The organism is Psychrobacter cibarius, from assembly GCF_016107535.1.
Lineage (GTDB): Bacteria > Pseudomonadota > Gammaproteobacteria > Pseudomonadales > Moraxellaceae > Psychrobacter > Psychrobacter cibarius.
The window spans coordinates 74,140-97,459 of sequence record NZ_JABASQ010000007.1 but is presented as its reverse complement, the minus strand read 5'-3'; the positions used below and the strand labels follow the sequence as shown (position 1 = coordinate 97,459).

General features: G+C 41.4%; 26 protein-coding genes and 1 tRNA gene. 14 read left to right on the top strand and 13 right to left on the bottom strand.

Features of this window, described 5'->3' with window-relative positions; translation table 11 throughout:
• A partial coding sequence (locus JFC08_RS06845) for an IS3 family transposase (protein ID WP_198330192.1) occupies window positions 1–236 on the top strand: 236 nt, incomplete at its 5' end.
• Between the two features lie 251 nt (window positions 237–487).
• Here the strand turns inward: JFC08_RS06845 and JFC08_RS06840 are convergent.
• Window positions 488–847 carry a hypothetical protein gene (locus JFC08_RS06840; RefSeq protein ID WP_109591771.1) on the bottom strand — a complete coding sequence of 120 codons (360 nt, stop codon included), beginning with the start codon at window positions 845–847 and terminating at the stop codon, window positions 488–490.
• Window positions 848–1,278: 431 nt separating this feature from the next.
• Here JFC08_RS06840 and JFC08_RS06835 point away from each other — a divergent pair, with 431 nt between their 5' ends.
• On the top strand, window positions 1,279–2,517 hold the full coding sequence (locus JFC08_RS06835) for an amidohydrolase family protein (RefSeq protein WP_198330191.1): 1,239 nt from the start codon (window positions 1,279–1,281) through the stop codon (window positions 2,515–2,517).
• 202 nt (window positions 2,518–2,719) lie between these two features.
• On the opposite strand, the gene JFC08_RS06830 is transcribed toward JFC08_RS06835, so the two are convergent.
• Both JFC08_RS06830 and JFC08_RS06825 read right to left on the bottom strand, forming a co-directional pair.
• Window positions 2,720–3,511: a glucose 1-dehydrogenase gene (locus JFC08_RS06830; protein ID WP_193007180.1), complete on the bottom strand. Its 792-nt coding sequence runs from the start codon at window positions 3,509–3,511 to the stop codon at window positions 2,720–2,722.
• A 289-nt stretch (window positions 3,512–3,800) separates the two neighbouring features.
• Window positions 3,801–3,875: transfer RNA gene (locus JFC08_RS06825), tRNA-Gly, on the bottom strand.
• Window positions 3,876–4,531: 656 nt separating this feature from the next.
• Here JFC08_RS06825 and JFC08_RS06820 point away from each other — a divergent pair.
• The 4 genes from JFC08_RS06820 (at window position 4,532) to JFC08_RS06805 (ending at window position 7,006) form a co-directional block, all read left to right on the top strand.
• Entirely contained in the window at window positions 4,532–5,344 is an 813-nt protein-coding gene (locus JFC08_RS06820) for a M48 family metallopeptidase (protein WP_045453551.1), read from the top strand.
• A 337-nt stretch (window positions 5,345–5,681) separates the two neighbouring features.
• Window positions 5,682–6,005, top strand: coding sequence for a BolA family protein (locus JFC08_RS06815; RefSeq protein WP_055124744.1), 324 nt, complete (start codon window positions 5,682–5,684; stop codon window positions 6,003–6,005).
• A 92-nt stretch (window positions 6,006–6,097) separates the two neighbouring features.
• A complete protein-coding gene (locus JFC08_RS06810; protein WP_198330190.1) occupies window positions 6,098–6,457 on the top strand; it encodes a SirB2 family protein in 360 nt (119 codons plus the stop codon).
• Window positions 6,458–6,604: 147 nt separating this feature from the next.
• Window positions 6,605–7,006, top strand: coding sequence for a hypothetical protein (locus JFC08_RS06805; RefSeq protein ID WP_045444098.1), 402 nt, complete (start codon window positions 6,605–6,607; stop codon window positions 7,004–7,006).
• Window positions 7,007–7,166: 160 nt separating this feature from the next.
• Here the strand turns inward: JFC08_RS06805 and trxC are convergent, their stop codons facing one another.
• From trxC to JFC08_RS06790, 3 genes are all read right to left on the bottom strand, one after another.
• On the bottom strand, window positions 7,167–7,604 hold the full coding sequence (trxC, locus tag JFC08_RS06800; RefSeq protein ID WP_198330189.1) for a thioredoxin TrxC: 438 nt from the start codon (window positions 7,602–7,604) through the stop codon (window positions 7,167–7,169).
• Between the two features lie 97 nt (window positions 7,605–7,701).
• Window positions 7,702–7,884 (bottom strand): YgaP family membrane protein, encoded by a 183-nt coding sequence (locus JFC08_RS06795; protein ID WP_198330188.1) that lies wholly within the window; start codon window positions 7,882–7,884, stop codon window positions 7,702–7,704.
• 166 nt (window positions 7,885–8,050) lie between these two features.
• On the bottom strand, window positions 8,051–8,923 hold the full coding sequence (locus JFC08_RS06790; RefSeq protein WP_198330187.1) for an MBL fold metallo-hydrolase: 873 nt from the start codon (window positions 8,921–8,923) through the stop codon (window positions 8,051–8,053).
• Window positions 8,924–9,202: 279 nt separating this feature from the next.
• Between JFC08_RS06790 and JFC08_RS06785 the strand changes: the two genes are divergently transcribed.
• The 5 genes from JFC08_RS06785 (at window position 9,203) to JFC08_RS06765 (ending at window position 13,417) form a co-directional block, all read left to right on the top strand.
• Window positions 9,203–9,571, top strand: coding sequence for an ArsR/SmtB family transcription factor (locus JFC08_RS06785; RefSeq protein WP_319020723.1), 369 nt, complete (start codon window positions 9,203–9,205; stop codon window positions 9,569–9,571).
• 237 nt (window positions 9,572–9,808) lie between these two features.
• A complete protein-coding gene (locus JFC08_RS06780; protein WP_198330186.1) occupies window positions 9,809–11,518 on the top strand; it encodes a SulP family inorganic anion transporter in 1,710 nt (569 codons plus the stop codon).
• 217 nt (window positions 11,519–11,735) lie between these two features.
• Window positions 11,736–12,062, top strand: a complete 327-nt coding sequence (locus JFC08_RS06775; protein WP_198330185.1) for a protein tyrosine phosphatase family protein — start codon at window positions 11,736–11,738, stop codon at window positions 12,060–12,062.
• A gap of 128 nt (window positions 12,063–12,190) precedes the next feature.
• Window positions 12,191–12,523: a protein tyrosine phosphatase family protein gene (locus JFC08_RS06770; RefSeq protein ID WP_198330184.1), complete on the top strand. Its 333-nt coding sequence runs from the start codon at window positions 12,191–12,193 to the stop codon at window positions 12,521–12,523.
• A gap of 153 nt (window positions 12,524–12,676) precedes the next feature.
• Window positions 12,677–13,417, top strand: a complete 741-nt coding sequence (locus JFC08_RS06765) for a glutathione S-transferase family protein (protein WP_198330183.1) — start codon at window positions 12,677–12,679, stop codon at window positions 13,415–13,417.
• Between the two features lie 22 nt (window positions 13,418–13,439).
• On the opposite strand, the gene JFC08_RS06760 is transcribed toward JFC08_RS06765, so the two are convergent.
• The 3 genes from JFC08_RS06760 to ahpF form a co-directional block, all read right to left on the bottom strand.
• Entirely contained in the window at window positions 13,440–14,261 is an 822-nt protein-coding gene (locus JFC08_RS06760) for a hypothetical protein (protein WP_193007175.1), read from the bottom strand.
• 77 nt (window positions 14,262–14,338) lie between these two features.
• Window positions 14,339–15,184, bottom strand: a complete 846-nt coding sequence (locus JFC08_RS06755; RefSeq protein ID WP_198330182.1) for a hypothetical protein — start codon at window positions 15,182–15,184, stop codon at window positions 14,339–14,341.
• Between the two features lie 130 nt (window positions 15,185–15,314).
• Window positions 15,315–16,892, bottom strand: coding sequence for an alkyl hydroperoxide reductase subunit F (gene ahpF / locus JFC08_RS06750; RefSeq protein ID WP_198330181.1), 1,578 nt, complete (start codon window positions 16,890–16,892; stop codon window positions 15,315–15,317).
• A 502-nt stretch (window positions 16,893–17,394) separates the two neighbouring features.
• Here ahpF and JFC08_RS06745 point away from each other — a divergent pair.
• Window positions 17,395–17,643, top strand: a complete 249-nt coding sequence (locus JFC08_RS06745) for an HP1242/YdcH family protein (protein WP_045444089.1) — start codon at window positions 17,395–17,397, stop codon at window positions 17,641–17,643.
• 173 nt (window positions 17,644–17,816) lie between these two features.
• Here JFC08_RS06745 and ahpC read toward each other — a convergent pair whose 3' ends face one another.
• On the bottom strand, window positions 17,817–18,383 hold the full coding sequence (gene ahpC / locus JFC08_RS06740) for an alkyl hydroperoxide reductase subunit C (RefSeq protein ID WP_045453533.1): 567 nt from the start codon (window positions 18,381–18,383) through the stop codon (window positions 17,817–17,819).
• 348 nt (window positions 18,384–18,731) lie between these two features.
• Between ahpC and JFC08_RS06735 the strand changes: the two genes are divergently transcribed.
• Together JFC08_RS06735 and JFC08_RS06730 are read left to right on the top strand one after the other, a co-directional pair.
• Window positions 18,732–19,637, top strand: coding sequence for a hydrogen peroxide-inducible genes activator (locus tag JFC08_RS06735; protein WP_198330180.1), 906 nt, complete (start codon window positions 18,732–18,734; stop codon window positions 19,635–19,637).
• A gap of 48 nt (window positions 19,638–19,685) precedes the next feature.
• Entirely contained in the window at window positions 19,686–20,369 is a 684-nt protein-coding gene (locus tag JFC08_RS06730) for an HD domain-containing protein (RefSeq protein ID WP_198330179.1), read from the top strand.
• On the opposite strand, the gene JFC08_RS06725 is transcribed toward JFC08_RS06730, so the two are convergent.
• The 3 genes from JFC08_RS06725 to JFC08_RS06715 form a co-directional block, all read right to left on the bottom strand.
• Window positions 20,347–20,952 (bottom strand): methyltransferase domain-containing protein, encoded by a 606-nt coding sequence (locus JFC08_RS06725; RefSeq protein WP_198330178.1) that lies wholly within the window; start codon window positions 20,950–20,952, stop codon window positions 20,347–20,349. The genes JFC08_RS06730 and JFC08_RS06725 overlap by 23 nt on opposite strands.
• 154 nt (window positions 20,953–21,106) lie before the next feature.
• Window positions 21,107–21,775, bottom strand: coding sequence for a M48 family metallopeptidase (locus JFC08_RS06720; protein ID WP_198330177.1), 669 nt, complete (start codon window positions 21,773–21,775; stop codon window positions 21,107–21,109).
• 2 nt (window positions 21,776–21,777) lie between these two features.
• On the bottom strand, window positions 21,778–23,319 hold the full coding sequence (locus JFC08_RS06715) for a DUF1513 domain-containing protein (protein ID WP_198330176.1): 1,542 nt from the start codon (window positions 23,317–23,319) through the stop codon (window positions 21,778–21,780).
• Window position 23,320: the final 1 nt, after the last annotated feature.

The following is a 23,320-nucleotide window of genomic DNA, read 5'->3' as shown; positions in this document are numbered from 1 at the left end:
TTACAGGCTCAATGAGCGCTAAAGGTAATTGCTTCGACAATGCTCCGATAGAAAGCTTCTGGGGCACTTTAAAGAATGAGCTGGTATATCATCAGGATTATAAGACTAGATTTGCAGCGATCAACGATATTATTAGATACATCGAGCTGTACTACAATCAGACGAGGATTCAAAAGGGTTTGGGCTATAAATCGCCAAGACAGGTGTGGTTTGATTATTATCGTCAGGCTGCGTAATTAAAATCTCCCAAGTTTATGTGTACGGATTTGACGGCAGGGGTCAGTATGCAATACACTTCATTTTGCCACCACTTGATAAAACGGCTCACGCTCGTTAAGTTATTCCTACTGTCTATAAAATAATAATTCGCTATGTACAGTACGTACATAGCGAATTTAACTTTGTTGCCACTCTTGTCTTATTTAAGGCGCGATAAGCAACAAGGAGAGTTTGATAAATCACTCATTTTTTGAACACGACCACCGAATTATATCTCTAGTTTATTTTCTACGGCTTGTACCTTACGGCGGGCTAATGCAAGATTGGCTTTTGATTTATCAAGCACCAAATAAATAAACAAGTCTTCATGCTTGGCTGTAGGACGAATGATATGCAGTTGAGACTCCAAGGTGATTAACATATCTTCGATTTCACCTTTGATATCTAATGATTTCATCGTTGCTACTTTCGCCTTTACCACTTGCGAGTTACCTGCTGCTGCAAGTTCTAAGTCAACGCCGCCGCCAGCCATACCAAGTACCATGCCTGACATATAGTCAACGATACAGCCACCCATTGCACCATCAAGATTCATTAATTCTTGTAACGACTCATCGATATTTGACATACTTTTTCCCATTTATCTGATTGTATTTAAATAAAGTCATTCCATCACAGAAATGCCTTCGTAGTTTCAAGCTATGAAGCTAAATTTAGCTTATTATTTACTCTTTTTATTATTAGTATATCTTAACATACACCTATAACTTATAAGATAATTATAACAATAAAACATTAATAACTAAGTATGTTTTTTGGTAAAAACGATATAGTCTATTTATAAACAAAGTCTACATACCGTAGCGGTGGTCATTATATGCCATATATTAGACTCGATGACGCTTGCTCCTAACCACTCATGAACAAAAAACGACCGTTGGGTAGGAAAAAATAAAAACATCGAATAGTCATGCGGATTTAAAGTTTAAAACCCCCACTCTTGACACTAAAGTGCCATTGATCGTTGAATCACTCCAAGGAAAAAAACAAGGAAAAACGATGCCCGATTTACTTATAAAAAATGCCCAATTACCCAATCATAAAAACTTGGTCAATATCAGTATAAACGGCGCTTATATTGAGAGCATTGACGATATTTCGGAAAAAACTGAATATGATGATGCGCCAAAAGCAATTTACGATGCTAAAGGTTACTTTGTCTGTGCAGGATTCTATGAGAGCCACATTCACCTTGATAAAGCCTGCATCCTTGATCGCTGTACTATAGAGCAAGGTGATTTAAACGAGGCTGTTGAAGAAACAGGTAAGGCTAAAAAGGATTTTACGGAAATAGATGTGTTTAATCGTGCTTCACGAGTGATTGAGATGGCGATTAAAAAAGGCACCGTTGGTCTGCGCACCTTTGTTGAAACAGATTCAAAAACAGAGATGCGTGCCTTTAATGCCATCAAAAAAGCCCGCGACACCTATGCATTTGCCATCGATATAGAGATTTGCGCCTTTGCGCAATCAGGATTGACCAATGACCTGCATACTTATGAGCTACTAAAACTGGCATTGTCGCAAGGCGCTGATTTGGTTGGCGGCTGTCCATACAAAGATGAGAATCCTCACAAGCATATTGAAATGGTGTTTGACTTGGCTGAGCAGTTTGACGTCGATGTTGATTTTCATTTAGATTTTGATCTGGATCCACAAGGCTCGAGCATTCCAAAATTGGTTGAAGAAACCATCAAGCGCCATTATCAAGGTCGCGTGTCTATTGGTCATGTGACTAAACTGTCGGCGATGGACAAAGACAAACGTATAGAAATGGCTGCGTTACTGAAATTCGCTGACATTACCTTGACGGTGTTACCAGCCACCGACATATTTTTGAATGGGCGTGATTATGATGTGCTCATTCCTAGAGGCATGGTCAACGCCAATGAGCTATTAGCAATGGGCATCAATACGACTATTTCTAGCAATAATATTTTAAATGCTTTCACGCCTTACGGTGATGCCTCACTGATTAGAATGGCAAATATGTACGCCAATATCACTCAATTAGCAAAAGATGAGCAGATAGCGGAGGTATTCGATATGATTAGCAAAAATGCAGCGAAACTTTTGTCACAGCAAACGGAGATTAAAGTAGGAGCACCGGCTACACTAGTCATATTAGAAGCGAAAGACGCGGTAGAAGCGATTAGAATCAATTCGCAAGCCATCGCAGGCTTTAAAAATGGCAAGCAAACCTTTTGCAATGAGGTTGCCCATATTTGCTTTGAATAACTTGAATATCATCAATTGAGCATATTCAGTCAATTGAAAGATGCAGCCTATCAATGCGCCAGCATCTTCATCATGAAACATAGCCTTAAAACGATAAAAGCGTCACCCAACTATACATTGGATGACGCCTTTCATAACGGTTTTTTTACTATTTACTATAGCTTTAACATCATGGTTTAAATACTTTCATATGCAGATAAACTTAGTCTAAGGTTTGCACACCGCCGCCATTCACAAATATGGTTTGACCACTGACCCACTCAGATAGTGGTGCGGCAAAATACAGCATAGCACCAGCGATATCATCGGCTTCACCCAAACGTTGAATCGGCGTATGCTCTAGCATTTTCTTTTCGATTTCTGGTGTTAGCACGGTTTTTAAGGCATCAGTACGCGTGGCACCAGGGCCAACCGCATTGACGCGTACCTCAGGGCCAAAATCATGTGCCAAGTTCGCCACCATATGATTGACAGCCGCTTTTGAACCTGCATAACCACTCATGTTCGGGCTTTTATTGATACTCGACATCGAAGTGGTAAATACAATCGAGCCATAACCCGACGCTTTCATGTGTGGCACGCATAATTGAGACAAGCGCCAGCCACTAAAAACATTCAACTCAAAATCACGGCGAATATCATCGACCGATGCTGTGGCTGGGTTTTCACGACCACCGCCGCCGCCACCAGCATTATTGATTAAAATATTGACAGTGCCAAATTCAGCTACGACCTTGTCTACCATAGCGACCAAATCTTCATCTTTCAAGATATTACATTCGACTGCCAAGCCTTTTACACCATACACTTCGATATCCTTGACCGCAGCCTTTGCATCTTCTAGTTTTAAATCAGCAATAGCGATATTTGCCCCAGCTTGTGCTAGACGTAACGCCGTTGCTTTACCAATACCATTTGCACCGCCCGTCACAATCGCAGTTTTTCCTGACAGATCAAATAATTCATTAAATGCTCTATGTTTGAATTCTTGCATAATTATTCCTTATTATCATCATTGTTTATAGATGGATTATTTGTTGTTATATTCGTTTAAACGATCTATATAATTATGCATGATTGAACTGAGCCTAATGTGTCAAATTGACCACCTTTTGTAACTTAGTTTTGGCGCTGCAACTTTTAGTAATCTATGTCGTTAATTCCGTCGATAGTAACTTGGAATGTCATCGAAATATTCTTAAGAAACAATGACAACCCTTAAAATCAGGACAAAAAAAAGCCTCACAATAAAGTGAGGCTTTGATGCTTTTTCAAGCCATATTTGGAGCGGGAAAAGAGATTCGAACTCTCGACCCCAACCTTGGCAAGGTTATGCTCTACCACTGAGCTATTCCCGCTGATTATCGAATTGTAGTGTTGTTAACAACAACTCCGTCTCGATAGGCTGGCTATTCTATCAGATATTCTAACCCTGTCAACCTCATTTTTAACGTTTATTTCCAATATTATGTCTTTAACTCGCTATTTATTGATGTAATTATCATAAATAATTGATTTAGCGATAATTATTTATTTAAAATAATATCAATTATTTTTCAGAATAATGTTAGAAATCTAAAGCTCTGTCCTTGTAGGTAGTATCTCATCGCCTATGAGACTATTTTTTGACTGAGATTTATGCCGCCTATCAAGTTTATAGACGTTAGTCATGAAAAATAGATTTGTTGGTGTCAACGTCCCTCTCACTTACAATCCTACGCTGTATTGTTACTTTTCCTGCATTGGTTTTGCCTTAGTAACATTATTATACTTATGCCTAATGACAGTTCGGGTAAAATTTTACTGTTGAGGTCACGTAGCAAGCATAGGTAGAACATTAATAAAAAATTGCCTTACTTGCTGCTTTGACTCTTTATTCCACAAAAAATTTAATACGAGTCATTTGAACGACAATTGTTTCAACGATAATCACTTTGTTATTAGTAGCCGCTTTGTTATTAACCGCCACTTTGTTCTATTTTACTTTTTATCATTTACAGCGAGGATGTTTATTATGAAAAAATTACTGACCAGCACCGTGATGGCCGCTTCATTGTCGGCACTAGCCCTGACAGGCTGTACCAGCACCACCAGTACTGGGGCCGTTGGCGTTGACCGTCAGCAGCTATTACTGGTTTCTAGTGAGCAAGTTTTGCAGCTGTCTGCACAGAGTTATGCCAAAACGTTGCAAGAAGCAAAAGCGCGCGGCGTGTTAGATACCAATAAGGCTCAGCTTAATCGCTTAAAGAACATCGCTAATCGTTTGGTCGGTCAGGTCGGCGTCTACCGTCCAGATGCGGCGAAATGGCAATGGGAAGTGCATACGATCAAATCTAATGAGCTGAATGCCTTTGTGGTGCCGGGTGGCAAAATCATGTTTTACTCGGGTATCATTGACCGCCTGAATCTCACCGATGACGAGATTGCGGCTATTATGGGTCATGAGATGTCACATGCGCTGCGTGAGCACTCACGTGAACGTCTCTCACGCCAATATGCCACGCAGACTGGTATCGGTGTAGCGGCCAGCATCTTTGGACTGTCGCAAGGTCAAGCTGAACTAGCAAACGTTGCTGGGGATTTGGGACTGAGCCGTCCGCACAGTCGCACACAAGAAGCTGAAGCCGATCAAATTGGTCTAGAGTTAATGGCACGTGCTGGCTATAATCCGCAAGCAGCGGTTACCTTATGGCAGAAAATGCAAAGCGCAAGCCAAGGTGAGCCACCACAGTTCTTAAGCACTCACCCGACCAGCAGCAATCGTATTGCTCAATTGCAATCGTTAATGCCTAAAGTGATGCCGCTTTATCAAAAAGCGCGCCGCTAACGAGATTGTTAGATTTCATGCTTTGAGTAAATGGTTGTTACTTATAAAAGCAGAGTACAGGTTATCAATTGTGCTCTGCTTTTTTATGCTGATAGCTAACAGATGCCGCTACTTACCATGACTGGCTATTATTTATCGTCATTAAAGACAGTATGTTAAAAAGAATATTTTTCATTGCTATATTTTTTAGAAACAGGATAGCTCAAAAGTGTAATCGCTTACAGGCACACGCCAATTAATAGCAGGCTTTACCGCTAATAGCGTCTGCTATAATGGGCATTATTTGCAATTCACAAATTGCTAAGTACTATTAGGCAAAATATATGGAAAGATTATTATGAGTAAAACACCGACCGCTGATGCGCTCAATGCTGAGCTACAAGCGTTGCAGCCGCAACATATAGAATTGTTGAATGAGTCAATGAATCATTCTGGTTATTTTGATGGTAAAGAAAGCCATTTTAAGCTTACGATTGTTAGTGATGCTTTTGAAGGCAAAAGATTGGTCGCACGGCATCAACTTGTATATGGACTGGCAAACTCCTTATTAACCTCGCAAGGTGGTCAAATCCATGCTTTAGCGATTCATGCTTATACCCCAATAGAATGGCAAGGTCAAAGCCCTGATAGTCCGTTATGTGCTGGACAAAACAAGGGCTAATAACGAACTATTGCGAAGATAGTATTTTCCATACCATCATTATATGTAACCAGTAAGCGCTGAAACTGCACCTTTAAAGGAAATAATATCTCATGAAACATCTACACATGCTCATGGCTGTATTGCTCATTGCCCTGTTTTTATATCAGAGCTATTTGGTATTAAGCTCAAACAAGCAAGCGCCACGCGTGGTCAAAATCTCTTCGCACATTCTCTATGCCCTCATTATTGTGTCAGGGGCAGTCATGCTAATGCAGCTGATGAGTGCCAATGCACCCATACAATGGGTGTTTGCAAAAGTAATCTTACTGGTTGCGGCTATCAGTGCCAGTATCAAAGCGTTCAATAATAACGCCACATCTAGCCAAAGAAAGACCGGTATTCTTATTGCTGGAGCGGCATATCTGGGCATTGTGGTACTTGCCTTTGCTAAACCTGGCAACTTATTTTAATAAACATATCATATTTTGATTGCACAAATACTTATATTACTAGTATTGAAAATATTTAATAATTGCTATATTTTCAATATCTTAATCTCATTATTTTTGCTATCTTACATAAATCCAATCACCTTAACCTAGCCTAATGGAGCCACTATGAAAACTCTTACTGCAGCGACACTACTGGCGACAGCTGGCATTTTTGGTCTCTCAGGCTGTGCCTCGACGGGTAATGTCACGCCACAATATGTGCCGCCAAGCACGTATCAAAGTTACGATTGCCAAGCCCTTAGTCAAGAATATACCCGCGTCAATCGCTATGTCGACGCGGCGCGCAATGAGCAATCAACTTTATCCGCCTCAGGTGTCGGGGTTGGGGTTTCTGCAGGGCGTTGGGGTATTTCCCCTAATATTAGCTTTGGCGTTGGCAAAAGCAACAATACCAAGGCGCGCGATGCAAAATTATCACGGCTCTATGGCGAGCGTGATGCCATCATTCAATCCGCCCGCATTCAGCGTTGTAGCTTTGCCAATGGTGTTAAGATTTATGGCGAGTAATACGTGATAGATTATGTGTAATAGATTATATTTAATAAGTTAAGTTTGATAAGTAATATTTAACTGCTCAACTCTTTGATGACTTTAGATAGTATTTGTTATAAAAAAGCCAGCATGCAATAAGCATACTGGCTTTTTTATAATCATAATCCGTTAAAACTCAAGAATGTAAGCTTTGTACCCACTGAACAATTTGATCGCTAGGTAACGCACCTGACTGCCGTGCTATCTCTCTACCATTTTTAAAAGCCACCATGGTTGGCAAACTGCGAATATTATAAGGTGCCGCCGCTTGCTCATATTTATCGGTTTGTATTTTGGCAAACACTACTTGTGGCAACTGACTGGCTGCCGTCTTGAACTGCGGTGCCATCATCAGACACGGCTGACACCAACTCGCCCAAAAATCAACGATGGTCAAGACTTCATTTTTTTGAATGACTTTACGAACCGTTTGGGCGTTTAGTTCATGAGGACTCCCCGTTAATAACGGCTGACCACATTTGCCACAATTTGGCGCAGCACTAAGTTTGGCTGCTGGTATGCGGTTGGTTGCCTGACAATGTGGGCAGACCAGATGAGAGTTTTGCTCACTCATTATAAGACTCCTATACAAGTAGCATGGGTATTGGTCGATCAAAGTATCCAATACCCATGCTTGATTATGTATTTATGACAATAAATCTAGCGACTTTTTAACGCTTGCAGGTATTCACCCCAAGCATTTTATACAAAGGACAAAAGCGGAAGAGTCCCGTGAGTAAAGGCACTAAGCCAATCACGCCCCACCAGCTTTGAAAATACAAACCCAAGCCGATAATCACAACACCCGCGATGATACGTAGTAAACGCTCAGTACTGCCGATATTAATTTCCATGGTTCAATCCTTAAGTGTGAAGGCTTAATGGTAGAGGAGTAATATAGCCATGTGTTTACGGTAAAGACTAGCATTATGATGGCTTATACTCGTATTGTGCTTACGTAACGTGATGCATGTTTATAATGTTTGCTTATTCTGATGTCTGCTTATCCTGATATCTGTCTTATTGCCCAAGTACATTAATCGGTACTTTGAGATAACGGGTACCATTGTCTTCTGGCTCTGGGAAATGACCTGCATCGATATTTACTTGTACCGATGGAATAATTAGACGCGGCATATCAAGAGTGGCATCGCGGCGCTCACGCATTTGCACAAACTCTGCTTCATTGATACCATCTTTGACATGGATATTGCCCAGTTTTTGTGCAGCGACAGTCGTGGTTGGACAGTGTTGACGACCCTTGCTTGGATAATCATGGCACAGATATATTATCGTGTCTTCAGGGAGAGCAAGGAGCTTCTTGATTGAGTGGTACAGCGTCTTGGCATCGCCACCCGGAAAGTCACAGCGAGCCGTCCCGACATCAGGAGCAAATAAAGTATCACCAACAAAGACCACGGTCTTTTCATCATCAGTCGCAATATAGGCCATATCTGCCGGCGTATGACCCGGTACATACATGACCGTAATAGTAATATTGCCAAGCACCAAAGTATCGCCCTCATCCGTTAGAATATCGAACTGGCTGGCATCGGTGCGAAAGCTGGTATCAAAGTTGAATATTTGCTTAAATATTTTTTGCACTTCGGTGATATGTTGACCGATTACCAACTGCCCGCCAAGTGTATCTTTGACATGTATCGCGGCGGATATATGGTCAGCATGCGCATGAGTCTCTATTATGTAAACCAGCTCCCAACCATGCTCGCGGACGAACCCTATCACCTCATCGACGCTAGTAGTACTAGTGCGCCCTGACTTAGCATCAAAATCCAACACCGGATCGATGATGGCACAGACTTGTTGTTGAACGTCCGCGAGTACGTGAGTATAAGTTTCTGTGTCGCTATGTAAGAATGAATGAACTTGCATGGCTACCTCTTTGCTTTTAGATGAATATTTTATTTTTTGATAAATTGTTCAGTATAATATGCACCGGCTTCAGCTTATCGTATTGACCGCCACATATTTATCAACGATGCATGCCAATATAGCAACGATTTAACATTTTATCAATTTATATAATGTAAATAATGATAACTTGCTATCCGTGGCAATATCATTGATAATTAATCTTATCTTAGCTATTAATCCTAAATTTTTTATTATGTCTTATATAAGGAGCTTGCTCTGACTACTTCTACTTCAGCATTGAGCACCTCGACTACTAGCATTGATGATGCGTCATCTAGCGTAGCAGACTTTGCCCCTAAAGACCTTGCTGAGCAAATGCAGCAAGCGTCCATGCAAGCCAGCCAATTATTAAAGTCGCTTTCACATCCGGATCGCTTATTACTCTTATGTCAGTTGACTCAAGGAGAGTATTGCGTCAGCGAGCTTGAAAGCTTAGTCGGTGTTGGTCAGCCAAGCTTGTCACAGCAGCTTGGTATTCTACGCAAAGATGCGCTGGTGACGACCCGCCGCGAAGGCAAGCAAATTTATTATAGTATTGCCAGTGACGATGCCTTGGCGGTGTTACATTTATTGTATGAACGCTTTTGTGCCAAAACTGACAGCTAGTTTATTGGCTTGAGTTTTTAGAATCACTTGTTAGCGTCATTTTTCAGCATTACCTTGTGAATTTAGCGCTTAGCTGTAATTAAATTTTCTTCTATTCAATTTTTTCTACTATAGTCGGTTCAATATAGTTTAGATACAAGGAAGGCAAGCGAAAGTACTACAAATAGTAGACTAAGCGAGCCTGACACCGTATCTGATTTATATAGGTTTGACTATATATTGTGATGACATATTGCTATGCCTTCTATCACCGCTCGTCTGATTCCTGCTTGGTTGCGTCAATACCAGCTGTCTGCCTTGCCAACTGACGTTGTTGCTGGGTTGGTGGTTGGGGTGCTCGTCATTCCACAAAGCTTAGGTTATGCGGTATTGGCAGGATTACCACCCGTCTATGGACTCTACGCGGCCATCGTTCCCGTGTTGGTCTATGCATGGATAGGCTCGAGTAATGTGCAAGCAGTAGGGCCTGTCGCTATTACAGCGATTATGACAGCCAGCAGCCTGCACCCTTATGCTACAGAGGGCTCTCAGCAGTATATATTGATGGCAAGTTTGCTGTCATTGATGGTTGGTACGATGTTATGGCTAGCAGGGCGGCTCAAACTTGGCTGGATTATGCAGTTTATCAGTCGCGGCGTTTCAGCAGGCTTTATCAGTGGTGCAGCCGTATTGATTTTTGTCAGTCAGCTTAAATATCTGACTGCGATTCCTATTGCGGGAAATAACTTAATCGGTTATCTATCAAGCATGCAAATGTATGCGCGCCAGCTACATCCACTAACCTTAGTTATTGGCGTCATTGCTTTTGCACTGTTGGTGGCCAATCGCTACGGTAGCAAATGGCTATGGAAATCTTGGTTATCAGCGTCTTATGCCAAATGGGCTGAGCGACTATTTCCGCTCATTTTGCTCGGTATTGCGATTGTTTTGAGCATCAGCTTACACTGGACCACGAACGGCGTGGCCACGATTGGGAGTATTCCACAAGGCTTACCAACCTTTACCCTGCCCTATGTACCAGACTTCGATGAGGCGCTGAATCTATTACCTAGCGCAGGTTTGATAGCATTGATTATCTTTGTCTCTAGCAGCTCCGTCGCCAGCAACTATGCACGCCTGCGCGGTGAGGCTTTTAACGCCAATAGTGAGCTGACTGGACTGGGGCTCGCCAATATGGCGGGTGGCTTTTTTCAAGGCTTTACCGTCGCTGGCGGCTTTTCGCGTACCGCCATCAATGCCGACTCAGGTGCCAAAACACCAGTTGCAAGTTTAGTAACTGTGCTGGTCATGATTGCTGCTTTAATCGCTTTTGGCAATGTACTCGCACCATTGCCCTACGCTTTATTGGGCGCAACCATCATGGCATCGATCATCGGTCTCATTGATATGGCAACCTTGAAATCGGCATGGCAACGCGACCGTCTAGATGCGGCCAGCTTTTTGGCGGCATTCATCGGCGTATTGATATTTGGATTAAATACTGGCTTGGTGATTGGTTTGATGGTGTCGTTTGCTAGCCTCATTTGGCAATCGAGTAAACCGCACGTCGCTGTGGTTGGTCAGCTAGCTGGCACAGGGCATTTTCGCAATATAAACCGTCACGATGTGGTGACCTTTAGCAATTTATTGATGCTGCGTATCGATGAGAGCTTATTTTTTGGCAATAGTGAATCCGTCCATCGTAGGGTCATACAAGCCACTCAGCAATATCCAGAAGCGCATGAGGTCATACTCATCATGTCAGCAGTCAATCATATTGATTTGACCGGACAAGAGATGCTGATTAGCCTCAATCAAGAGCTGTTGAACCAAAATAAACATTTAAACTTTAGCTTTATTAAAGGGCCAGTAATGGACATCATCGAGCATACTCCGGTCATTACTAACCTCTCAGGTCAAGTTTATTTAAGCACGATGGATGCGGTAAATGCGCTAAAGGATGTCTAATCGGTCTGTGAGGCATATGTTGCTCAATCAAGCATAATTATTATTATGCTTTGACAAAATATAGATATGATAAAAGCTGTGTTATGCTAAATTGGTATAAGCCCTTAAAAAATACAGCCTTTAGAATAGATACCTAAAGTACAGCCTTTATAAAATGGCGCTTAGCTACAATACAATACCTCCAAACGTCTTTTAATATACGCGACCGAAACGACTTATGACCGATAATTTAACTATTTATAAGCAAATTTATCCAAGCCAATGTGTCAAGATTGCTGAGCTTGGCTACCGCTCCGTGCTCAATATTCGTCCTGATGCCGAGACAGAAACGCAGCCCAATAGCAGTGACTTTACCAGTGCGACGGCAAAAGCCAACCTTACTTATCATCATTTACCGTTTGATGATGAGCGCTTGAGCATGGCGACTGTCGAGCAGTTTGCGGCGTTTTATCGCTCGATGCCTAAACCAATATTGATGTTTTGCGGGACCGGTGCACGTGCTAAATTGTTGTATCAAAGCGCATTGATGCAAGGTTTGTTATAACCATTACTATAAAAAATCGATAACGCTTACATACGGTCTCTTTAGAAAGTTGCCTATTAAGATTAGTCTAAGATTCTGTATTTTACGCCACACACTTTATTTAATATAAAAAATAAAAAGGAGCTCTTATGAGCCATCAAATTAGTATTACCGGACAAATCACCCCTGATCAAGTACCTATGATTGCTGAAAATGGTTTTAAAACCATTATTAATAACCGTCCAGATGGTGAAGAACTAAACCAGCCGACTAGCGCCGAGATTGAAGCTGCTGCTAAAAAAGCAGGTCTTGCTTATAAAGAAGTGTCTTTCGCTGGTAGTGAGCTTAATCAAAACCATGTCGAAGAATTTGCTGATTTCTTTAATCAAGCTGAACAGCCAATGCTGATCTTTTGCCGTACTGGCAACCGCTCAACAGGTATTTATGAAGCGGCAAAGCGTATGGATTTATTAGACGATTGATAGTGATTTAAATATAATCGCTACTGCTGAAAAAACGTCCGTCCAAATTTTGGATGGGCATTTTTTATTGGAATTACTGAACTATAGACTGGTCAATTTTCAGCATTGGGTACATAATCAAATTTTATTTATATAATTTGATAGGATTTTATGATGCAAAAACCACTTCTCATTATCGGCAATAAAAACTATTCGTCATGGTCATTGCGAGCTTGGCTACTACTTAAAGCTTTTAATATTGATTTTGATGAGCAACTGATTGAACTGTTTCATCCATCCGCGATACCCATTCTCGATGAGCATGCGCCAACAGGCAAAGTGCCAGTTTTGGTCTATGGTCAAGATGATGAAAAAGTCACAGTTTGGGACACCTTAGCGATTGCCATGCATATCAATGATTATTTTACCAACGTAGATGTTTGGACAGGACTGAGTAAGTCTGAGACTAAAAGCAATACTAGCATCAGAATAAATAGCGCCTATTGCCAAAGTATCGTCGCTGAAATGCATTCAGGGCTGATGGGCATTCGTAGTGACATGCCGATGAACATTCGAGCCATAGCAAAAATACAACCCAGCGCTGCATGTTTAAAGGACATTGCTCGTATCGAAGAGATTTTTGCAGATTGTTTAAAAAATCGCTCAACAGACAGTTATCTATTTGGTCATTTCACTGCCGCTGATGCTTTTTTCGCACCAGTTATTCTACGTTTGCAAACGTATGCCGATGCCTCTGATATAGTGTTGAAATCAACGACCAAACAGTATTGTGAGACGATGTTAAACAATCCTCATCTACAGGCTTGGCGAGAGGCAGCACTTGAAGAAACTCGCGTAATTAAAGAAGATGAAGCAGGTGAGATACTGTCGGTGGTTGGGGTGTTGGCTGATTAAAAGTGAATCATTGGAAACGAGCTTAGTAGTTATCTTTTAAAGGATAATCATTAGGCTCTATATAACCTTTGTCTTTTTGATAATGAATACGATAAACAAAATCAGCATATACCTTACCTTTTGTCCGCCCATTGATGGTTAGTTCCAAAGGATAAAACCCATTGACTACCCTACTGCTATCAACAGTAAAAGTAGCTTTGACATCATCACACTCTGACATATCGTCTTCGCATTTCCCCGCATTTTCGTTATTAAAATTAATACCTATCCAACTCTGTGTAATACCGCTGCCACTAGGTGTCAATATGACAAGACTATCACTGTAATAACCTTGATGCGTATCACCATGCTCATTTATAAAGCCCCACGTATTTGTCGCAAACTGTTCTAAATCCCAATCACCTAAACCAAGACCATTACTGCCTGCATTCATATAAGGATTGGCCGACTCAACTTGCCAGCCTTCACCCTTAGGCTTTAAAACAAACATACCGACTAAACCACTATCGGCATGACCACGTAAAACTTCTTCACCATCTTCATCAAAGCCAACATCACCTGTAATTAATATATATAAGCGTTTACCTTTATCCGTCTCTATGACCTTTTGCCTATCAATATCTATGCAATAGCCCGTCATATAAGGCCCTTTAGTTAAACCATTCACAGAACCAGAAGGTGCAATGACACCATGACACTGTAATGCTTCGTTATAAAGCGGATAGTACTGCTTGAGGATATCTATCACGCTATCAACAGCAGAGGCTGTACCGCATATTAATGTGACTGTAATAAGGAACGTTAGTTTTCTTAAGCTGAGTAATCCTAAATTAGATTTGAACATCTTAAATACTTCCTTTGAAGCTCTCAAAATTTTTATCGTTCATTTTTATGAAACACGAATATAGTTATGAATATGAATCAAAAGCTGACATCTTTCATTGGATAATCATTAGGTACTTGATACCCTAATCGGGGCTGATACTTAATAAGATAGACTTGATTTTTATATACCTTATCATCTTCAAAACCGTTTAGCGTAATCTCTAACGGATAAAAACCATTAATTATCGTCTTCTTATCAACGCCTAGTTTAGCTTTTAAAAGTGTACAGGTATCGGCATCAGGATTGCTACAGCTTCCTGCTGACCCAGATCCTGCATTAGAATGTTCATACTTAGCTTCTACCCAGCTTCTTCTAATATTACTCTTGTCTGGCGTAAGTAAAATAAAAGCTGACCCTGAATGAACCCAATGCGAGTCACTATGAATATTAATAAATCCCCACTTATCAGGGGCAACTTGTATCAGCTTCCAGTCTTTTAGAGCTTTACCAGAGCTGCCTGCATTCATCGCTGGATTGGCAGATTCTACTTCCCAGCCTGAACCCTGTGGCTTTAGAACAAACATGCCTACTAGACCAGAAAAGACGTGTGCTCCATAAGCTTGGCTACCATCTTCATTAAAACCGATGTCGCCAATGACCGATATATATAACCTTGTACCCTGCTTGGTTTCTACCTTTAATTGTCTATCAATTTTAATACAGTAACCGTTTTGATAAAGTGTGCCTTCGCCATCTGATGAACCGTTATTAGCCATAATACCTCGACACTGCTTAGCCTCATTATAGATAGGATAGTATTCATTCAGAATCTCATTGACCGTTTGCCCTGCATAAGTATTGGTTACACTGAATATAAACGATATAAAAACCAGACATTTAACCCAATAATTATTTTTGCGAATTGCATATTTATTTTTCACTATTAAGGCTCTCATAAAATATTAACGAACATAAGTTAATTGATAAATTTTTACAAGTAATATATCAGCACCCATAAAAAAACCACCTCAAAAGAGGTGGCTTGTGAGACTAAATTTAGCGTGAAATAACTTACTGCATAACCAAGTACTCAAACGCTGATAATGCCGCTTTACTACCCTCACCCATCGCAATATTAATCTGCTTAAATGGCACAGTCGTGACGTCACCACAAGCAAAGATACCTTTGCGATCAGTACGGCAGCGCTCATCAATCTCAATCTCGCCAAAACGGTTCAAATCAACAAAGCCTTTAACAAACGCAGAGTTCGGTACTAAACCAATCTGTACAAACACCCCTGCCAAGTCACGCTCATGAGTATCACCTGTGCTGCGATCTTGATAAACGATCGAAGTCACTTTGCCATCAGTCGCTTTAATTTCTTGCGTCGCTGCGCCAGTGATAAATTCGATATTGGCTTTCTCTTTGGCTTTGTTAATCAATACCTGATCCGCTTTTAAATCATCCGCGAACTCAAGCACGGTCACATGCTTCACGATACCAGCAAGATCTAATGCCGCTTCGATACCAGAGTTACCACCACCGACGACAGCAATGTCTTTACCCTTAAAGAATGGGCCATCACAGTGAGCACAGAAAGCCACACCTTTACCGATGTTTTCTTCTTCACCCGGAACACCAAGCTTACGCCACTGAGCACCCGTCGCTAAGATAATACTGCGTGTCTCAAACGTCTCACCCGTGTTTAGATGAATGCGATAGTTTTCATCTTCTGTCTCACTGATTTCTTTGACGCTGACGTGCTCTTTTAAATTAATATCGTATTCGCGCAAATGCTTTTCAAAGTTCGCTGACAGCTCAGTACCAGTCGTTAAAGGCACAGAAATTAAGTTTTCGATATCCTGCGTGTCTTTCACCTGTCCGCCGATACGATCAGCAACCATCGTCACTTTTAAGCCTTTACGAGCGGTATAAATCGCAGCGGCAACACCAGCTGGACCTGCACCAATAATCGTCACATCTTGCTGCTCTAACTGCTCAGCATCGTCATCAGCTTCTGCTAACAAGTCAGGAAATTGCTCTTGCAACTTTCCAATCAATTTTGCCGTGTCGATGAGACCATTGGCAAACGGTTTACCATTTAAGAATACCGCTGGTACACCTTGGATGTTATTAGCATCAACCTGCTCTTGGAATAGAGCACCATCAATCATCTCGTTGCTAATACCATCGTTCAATAGTGCAAACTGGTTGAGCGCTTGTACCACTTCTGGGCAACTGTGGCAAGATAGCGACACGTAAGTTTGAAACTGTAGTGGCTTATTAAAACGCTTAATCAGCTTTTGAATACTTTCATCCAATTTTAGCGTATGACCACCGGCTTGCAAAATAGCCAAAATCAACGAGGTAAATTCATGACCACCGGGGATACCACTAAAAACAATACCCGTATCAGTCAATGCACCATCGACATGACTGACCACTTTAAAGCTAATTGGACTTGGTAAGCTGTCATCAGTTGCTGTTGCATCAAAATTGATTTTATCTGTGGTGCCAGCGATTTTAGTCAAAAAATCAATCAATTCAGCACGCTTGCTATGTTCGCCACTACCCAATACAAAGGTAATTGGACGAGTCATTTTTTCGCTGTAACTTTTGATGGCATCTAATAAACTTTTATCTATCATGTTTGTTCCTCATCATTACTGGATATGTAACGGCAACTGTCATGTTGCTCGTTCAAATATAGACTATTTAGTATTAATAATTTTATCTAAAATATTATAGGCCATAAGTTTATGCCCTTTGATGTCTCTATTATCATAGGTTCTGAGGGTTTCGGCAAGCTGAGAAACTCAAACCTTATGTTTTATAAAACCAATCATTAATTATTATTTAAAATTAAATATTAATCTACATGTAGATTATTCTCATGGTAACAAGGCTATTTTTTCGCTACAATCAAATGAGGCTAATAGGAAAAACTCCTATTTCCCTCGTTGCAGATTGTCTTTTATGCAAGTTTATCAAAGAAGCTTTCTGCTACTATTAGGTCTTATCCATATTGAGCTAAATAGTGTTTTAGCTTAATAAAATCAAGTCTCAAAATCATAGCAATTCATCAAAAAAATCTTACGACCATGCGCGGATGCTTACTGCAAACTTGCGCTTCATAACAAGGATGACAACATGAGAAAGACTGATACATGGCAAGATAACAAAGACATTATTGCTGAGCTTAAGCTAAAAGACAGTCATTTTGCGACGATCTTTGATGAGCATACCCAGCTAGATCAGCAGATTAATCAGTTGGATAAAAACTTGGTGACACACACCAGTCGCGATGAAGAAATTGAACTGATGAAACGACGAAAACTGCATTTAAAAGATGAGATTTATAAGATAATTGATAAAAATAAACTACAATCTCATGCTTAGCGCTTCACTTATTCTCACAATGCATGAATAAAAACACTTATTGATAAATGACACAAAAAGACCCCATCAACTTATGCTGATGGGGTCTTCATTTATAATGCTGGTTTAACTCAAAGTAGGATATACAGCACTACAAATATCTAAAGTATTGAGCCAGTTCATTAACTCAAGAGTTAGATTTTACCAACAAGATCAAGACTTGGTTTTAATGTTTCTTGACCAGCTTCCCAAGCTGCTGGGCAAACTTCGCCATCGTTTTCACGAACATATTGAGCGGCTTTCACTTTACGTAGCATGTCTTTTGCACTACGGCCAATACCACCAGCATGAATCTCAGCAACTTGAATCAAACCGTCTGGATCAACTAGGAACGTACCGCGTTCAGCCAAACCTGCTTCTTCGATCATGACGTTAAAGCCACGAGTGATACGGCCAGTAGGATCACCGATCATTGGGTATTGTACTTTACCGATCGCTTCTGAAGAATCATGCCATGCTTTATGCGTGAAATGAGTATCAGTAGATACTGAGTATACTTCTACGCCCAAACCTTTAAGCTCGTCATAATGAGCAGCCATGTCTTCAAGTTCAGTTGGGCAAACAAAGGTAAAGTCAGCTGGGTAGAATAAAAAGATTGCCCAGTTGCCTTTTACATCTTCTGAAGTGATGGTTTTGAATTCACCATTAACGTACGCATCAGCTGAAAATTCTGGGATTTCTTGATTAATAATAGACGCCATGATTGGCTCCTTTATAGTTGATTGATAGTTAAGTTGATTGAAATTTCTTGGTATGATTGTTTCTATTAAGCCTTTACTGCTTTGGGCTACCTGACAAACTATACGCGAATCCTATCGTTAATCCAGTTAAAAGTTTTTAATGTGATGTTTTGTTTTATTAAACTTGTTAAACTATTCTCTCTACTTTTTATCATCAGTGCATTATGCATCAGCCACTATAGAGCATGCGTCAGTCACTATACAGCCGTTAGGTTACGTTAAGATGACATCGAGTTTGGATATCGAATTGGTACACCAAATGTATCAGCATAATATATCACGTTAAAAACCCATTAATAGAGAGGTTTTATGATTACTTTACGTCAACTTGAGTTTGCTTTAGCAGTGGCCAAGCACCGTCACTTCAAACGTGCAGCAGAAGACTGTAATATCTCGCAATCGGCACTGAGCTTGGGTATCGCCGAGTTAGAAAAGCAACTGGATACGCAGATTTTTGAGCGTAATAATAAGCAAGTATTGATTACCCCTATTGGTGAAGACATTTTAACGCGGGCGCAACGAGTTTTTTCTGAAGTCAATGATTTGACCACACGCGCCCATAGCCATCAATCGCCGCTGGCGTATCCGATGACTGTCGGCATCATTCCAACGATTGCGCCTTATCTGCTGCCAAAAGTCTTACCTGCCCTGCGAGCCAATTATCCAGAATTTCGTATGACCATCGTTGAGCAACAAACGGAGCGTTTGCTGGAGCAAGTGCGTTACGGTCATATTGATACCGCTATTATCGCGCTACCTTATGCGGTCGATGGTTTGCACAGCTTTGAGTTTTGGAGCGAGGATTTCTTTGCCGTATTCCCAAAAGATGATGTGCATGCCAAGCTTGAAACCATCAACGCTGATGAGCTGGCTACCGCCAATCTTATGCTGCTCGGCGAAGGGCATTGCTTGACCGATCAAACCCTGTCTGTCTGTCATTTTGACCGTGCACAGATGAAATCAAGCTTTTCAGATGCCAGTCTAAACACCCTTATACAGATGGCACTTGCCAATATGGGGACGACATTGGTGCCAGAAATGGCGCTCGACCAGCTGCATCTGCAGAACCAAAATGCCGTCGCGATACCACTCGCTGAGCAAGGACCGCATCGTCATATTGCTTTTGTCACCCGTTTGAACTACGCTCGCGTCGATGATGTCAATTTATTGGGTAAAGTGTTTAAGCAAGCCTTTGAAGATGCTGCTAATAAATAATAATCTGTTGGTTGTAAATTGCCAGCAGTTATCAAACGAAGGTTAACGATGGACGATTTGTCGCAACTAAATACTGAGCTTGGTACGATTTTTACGCAGCATTTATCCGCTATGAGTAGCCATATCACGCTAGAACAAGTGAGCATACTTTGGCAGGATATCGCCATGCGTTATAACGATCCGCAGCGTGCTTATCATAGCTTGCAGCATATTCAGCAGTTGTTTGGGCAGTTCGATCAGGTTAAGGGTAATTTGCATGAGCCGCATATCATTGCGTTAGCACTGTTGTATCATGATGTGATATATGAACCGACGCGCTCAGATAACGAGCTTAAAAGTGCAGAATATGCATTAGAGTCATTAACTGGTTATTTAAATGCGGAGCAATGCCAACATATCTACGCGTTGATTATGATGACGGCTAGTCATCAAGTTGAAAAATGGTCAAACAAAGCTAAAGAGAGAGAAAAATACAGCGATGCCGCTTATTTACTAGATATGGACTTAAGTATTTTAGGGGTATCTTGGTCGGAGTATGAACACTATGCTCACGCTGTACGCCAAGAGTATGCGCATGTCTCAGATGACGATTATCGCGTCGGACGCATGGCAGTATTAAAAGAATTACTGGCACATCCAATGCTTTATCTGACAGATTATTACTATGCACGGTTAGGGAAGCAGGCTAGAAAAAATATTGAGCACGAAATTATGCTTTTACACGCATCTTAATAAACAGCTCACTGCCCTGCCGTGCAGGATGTGAATTATAGCTTGGTCCCATGATTTCAATATCAAAGTGCTGCTCAAAACGCTGCTGATATTCAGCTTTTGTACCGCCAAACGGTGGTTCTTTTCGTCCAAAGTCTTTATCAAAGAGCAAACCAATCAGCTTACCATTCGGTTTTAGTAACGCTGCCATCTGGTGCACATACTCGTCACGGCGTGATGGATTTATCGCACAAAAAAACGTCTGCTCAAGCACCCAATCAAATTGATACTGCTCAGGCGATAACTCAAAAAAGTCGGCACAGATTAAATGCTCAACTGGAAAGTCAGGATAACGCTCAGCAAACGCTGCAATCGGCGCTGGGGCAAAATCAACCAAGGTGACATTGGTAAATCCTTGCTCATGTAAATAACCTACCTCGTAAGCATTGCCCGCACCCGGCACCAAAATCGCTTGCTCTTTGGCAGATTCGGGCAGTTGGTCAATATAAGCTTTGAGCGGTGGCGATACCTGTCCCATATCCCAACCGATACTGTCTTGCTCATAACGCTGCTGCCAAAATTCCGCTTGATTGACGTTTTCCATATGACATCCCTGTAGACAAACTTATTATTTAAACGACACGGTTTATATCGTTATGTCTTATCATATCAGGCTTATTAGAGCGTGTCTCATTTTAAAGATGGTGATGAAAATGAGGACATGCCTTACGATTATGGATATTATTTAGATAAATCATTTAATCTAATTTTCCCGTCTTCCCTGCCAGCATATCGTGCCAATGCTGATAATCTGGCATTGCATTCGCTACCGTCTGCCAAAACTCCGCACTATGATTGGCATGGTGTAAATGACACAGCTCATGGACAATGACGTATTCGGTGCACGCAATAGGATAAGCAGGCAGATACACAGACAACCAAATTCGGCGCGCACGCGTGTTACAACTGCCCCAGCGCGTATGCATTTTTTTTAGGCGTATCTCATTGGCTGTCGCACCGACAATCGGTTGCCACTTTGCAAATAATGCAGGTATCGCTTCAGAAAGATGTTGCCGATAATAGGCAAGTTTTTCATCATGGTTTAAAGTGAACGGTTGCTCTTTACCCCACAATAGCAAAGTACTATCAGCAGTTAAAGCTTGCGCTAAAGGAAGTTGTTGCCGTTTATACTGCTCTAATACTTGCGGATGGTTTGCTATCGCCCATGACACGCGCTTCATCACAGCCTGCGCAGCTTGGGCTGAACTAATAAACAATGGCACAGAAACCATTAATTTATGCGGTTTTAAGCGAAAGTTGATATTTTTGACCCGCTTTTTGCTGATATGTAGCTCAATATCCGCTTGCGCCAAACGCTGTATAGATTTCTTTAGTAAAGATGACTGATATGCAGACGGCATATTCATACTCAAAGCGCTTGCAAGTGATTATCAAACGACATCATATGGTATTGACTGTCTTTAACGATAGCTTCATTTGTAGTGACGATGTCTGAGTTTGCTATAGATAAATCATTGACCGTTAATCTGGTCAATTGACCTTGCCCATCACTAACGATAAAACCTGATCGCTCATAATGATTGGCTGTCTTATTAGTACTTTGCCGCAAAAACACTGCTACACCCGCACAATCTGGCAGGCTAACATCATCAATCAATTTACGAGTATTTAAGTCATAAATCGCCGCACAACCGCCAATTGGCGTGGTCACACATAATAAGTTACGCGCACTATCAACCGCCACACTGGCGATATATTGATGAAAACGCTGCCATTGATCGTTTGGCATAATAAGAGGTTTAAAATCCGTATCACCGCGTTTATGGGTCAATACTAACGGCACATTGATATGTTTTTCACCTTGGAATTGAATTCCTATCATCACCGTTCCATCGCCATGCATGGCTAGGTGACGCACGCTCATTTGATTGTGCTCAGGCATAATCTGCTCAAGTAAAGCGCCAGTATGACGATTAAGGTAAACCAATGAAGGACGCATACTGTCTAAATTGAGCTCTTCACGTGACGCTTGCTCGGTTTTGATACCGCCGTTAGCGATCACCAACGTCTCGCCATCAGGATGCATAATCAGCTCATGCGGACCGATACCATACGAGTCATACTCTGCTATTTTTTTATAATTATCGTAAGCATCGTAGATACCGATTTTACCATCCAAACTTATGGTGTCATTCTCGGTCACATACAGCAACTTACCATCTAGGCTATAACAAGCGTGTCCATAAAAATGACGATTGTTTGCAGCGTTAATGGCAAATTTTACGTGTCCTGTCGCAGTATCAAGCACCCAGAATTTTTCACTAGGACGACGACCCATAACCACAACGTCACGACTGCTATGATTCTTCACCGTACTATCTTGATTACTAAGCACAGGCTGAACGACAATATCATGAACACGTTCAGGCATGGTCGTTTGCCAAACGATTTGTCGCTCAGCATCAATACCGACCACACCAAAATCATTATCATCACGCTGATCATCATTTGCTAATGCGCTATTTTTTGGCATAGACGCCACGCCGCTAACCCAACAAATGGGTCGCGTCAGTACGGTGGTGGTATGTAGCGCACTAAAGTCAGCGACACTATGATGATTGGTATTTTGCCGATCATCTAGCGATAAATGGTAAGCGTGTTGCCATGCAGTAGCGGCTTGCTGACAAGCGTAACTAAACCGTGCTAGCTGGGGTGTTGGTGTAGAGGTTAACGACTGCAACTGCGAACGTATGCCTACGACATAATCCTGCAAGCGGGCATCAGGCTGACGCTGCTTGCGATAACGATGATGAATACCGACAAACGCTACGGTACCCATTATAGTAGAAAGCATCGTCAATGCTGATGTTGCCAGCAGCTCATTATTAGACTGCTTATCTTCTGGCCGCGGCTGTGATTTATTTGGTGTCTTAGTATCGATAGAGTGCATT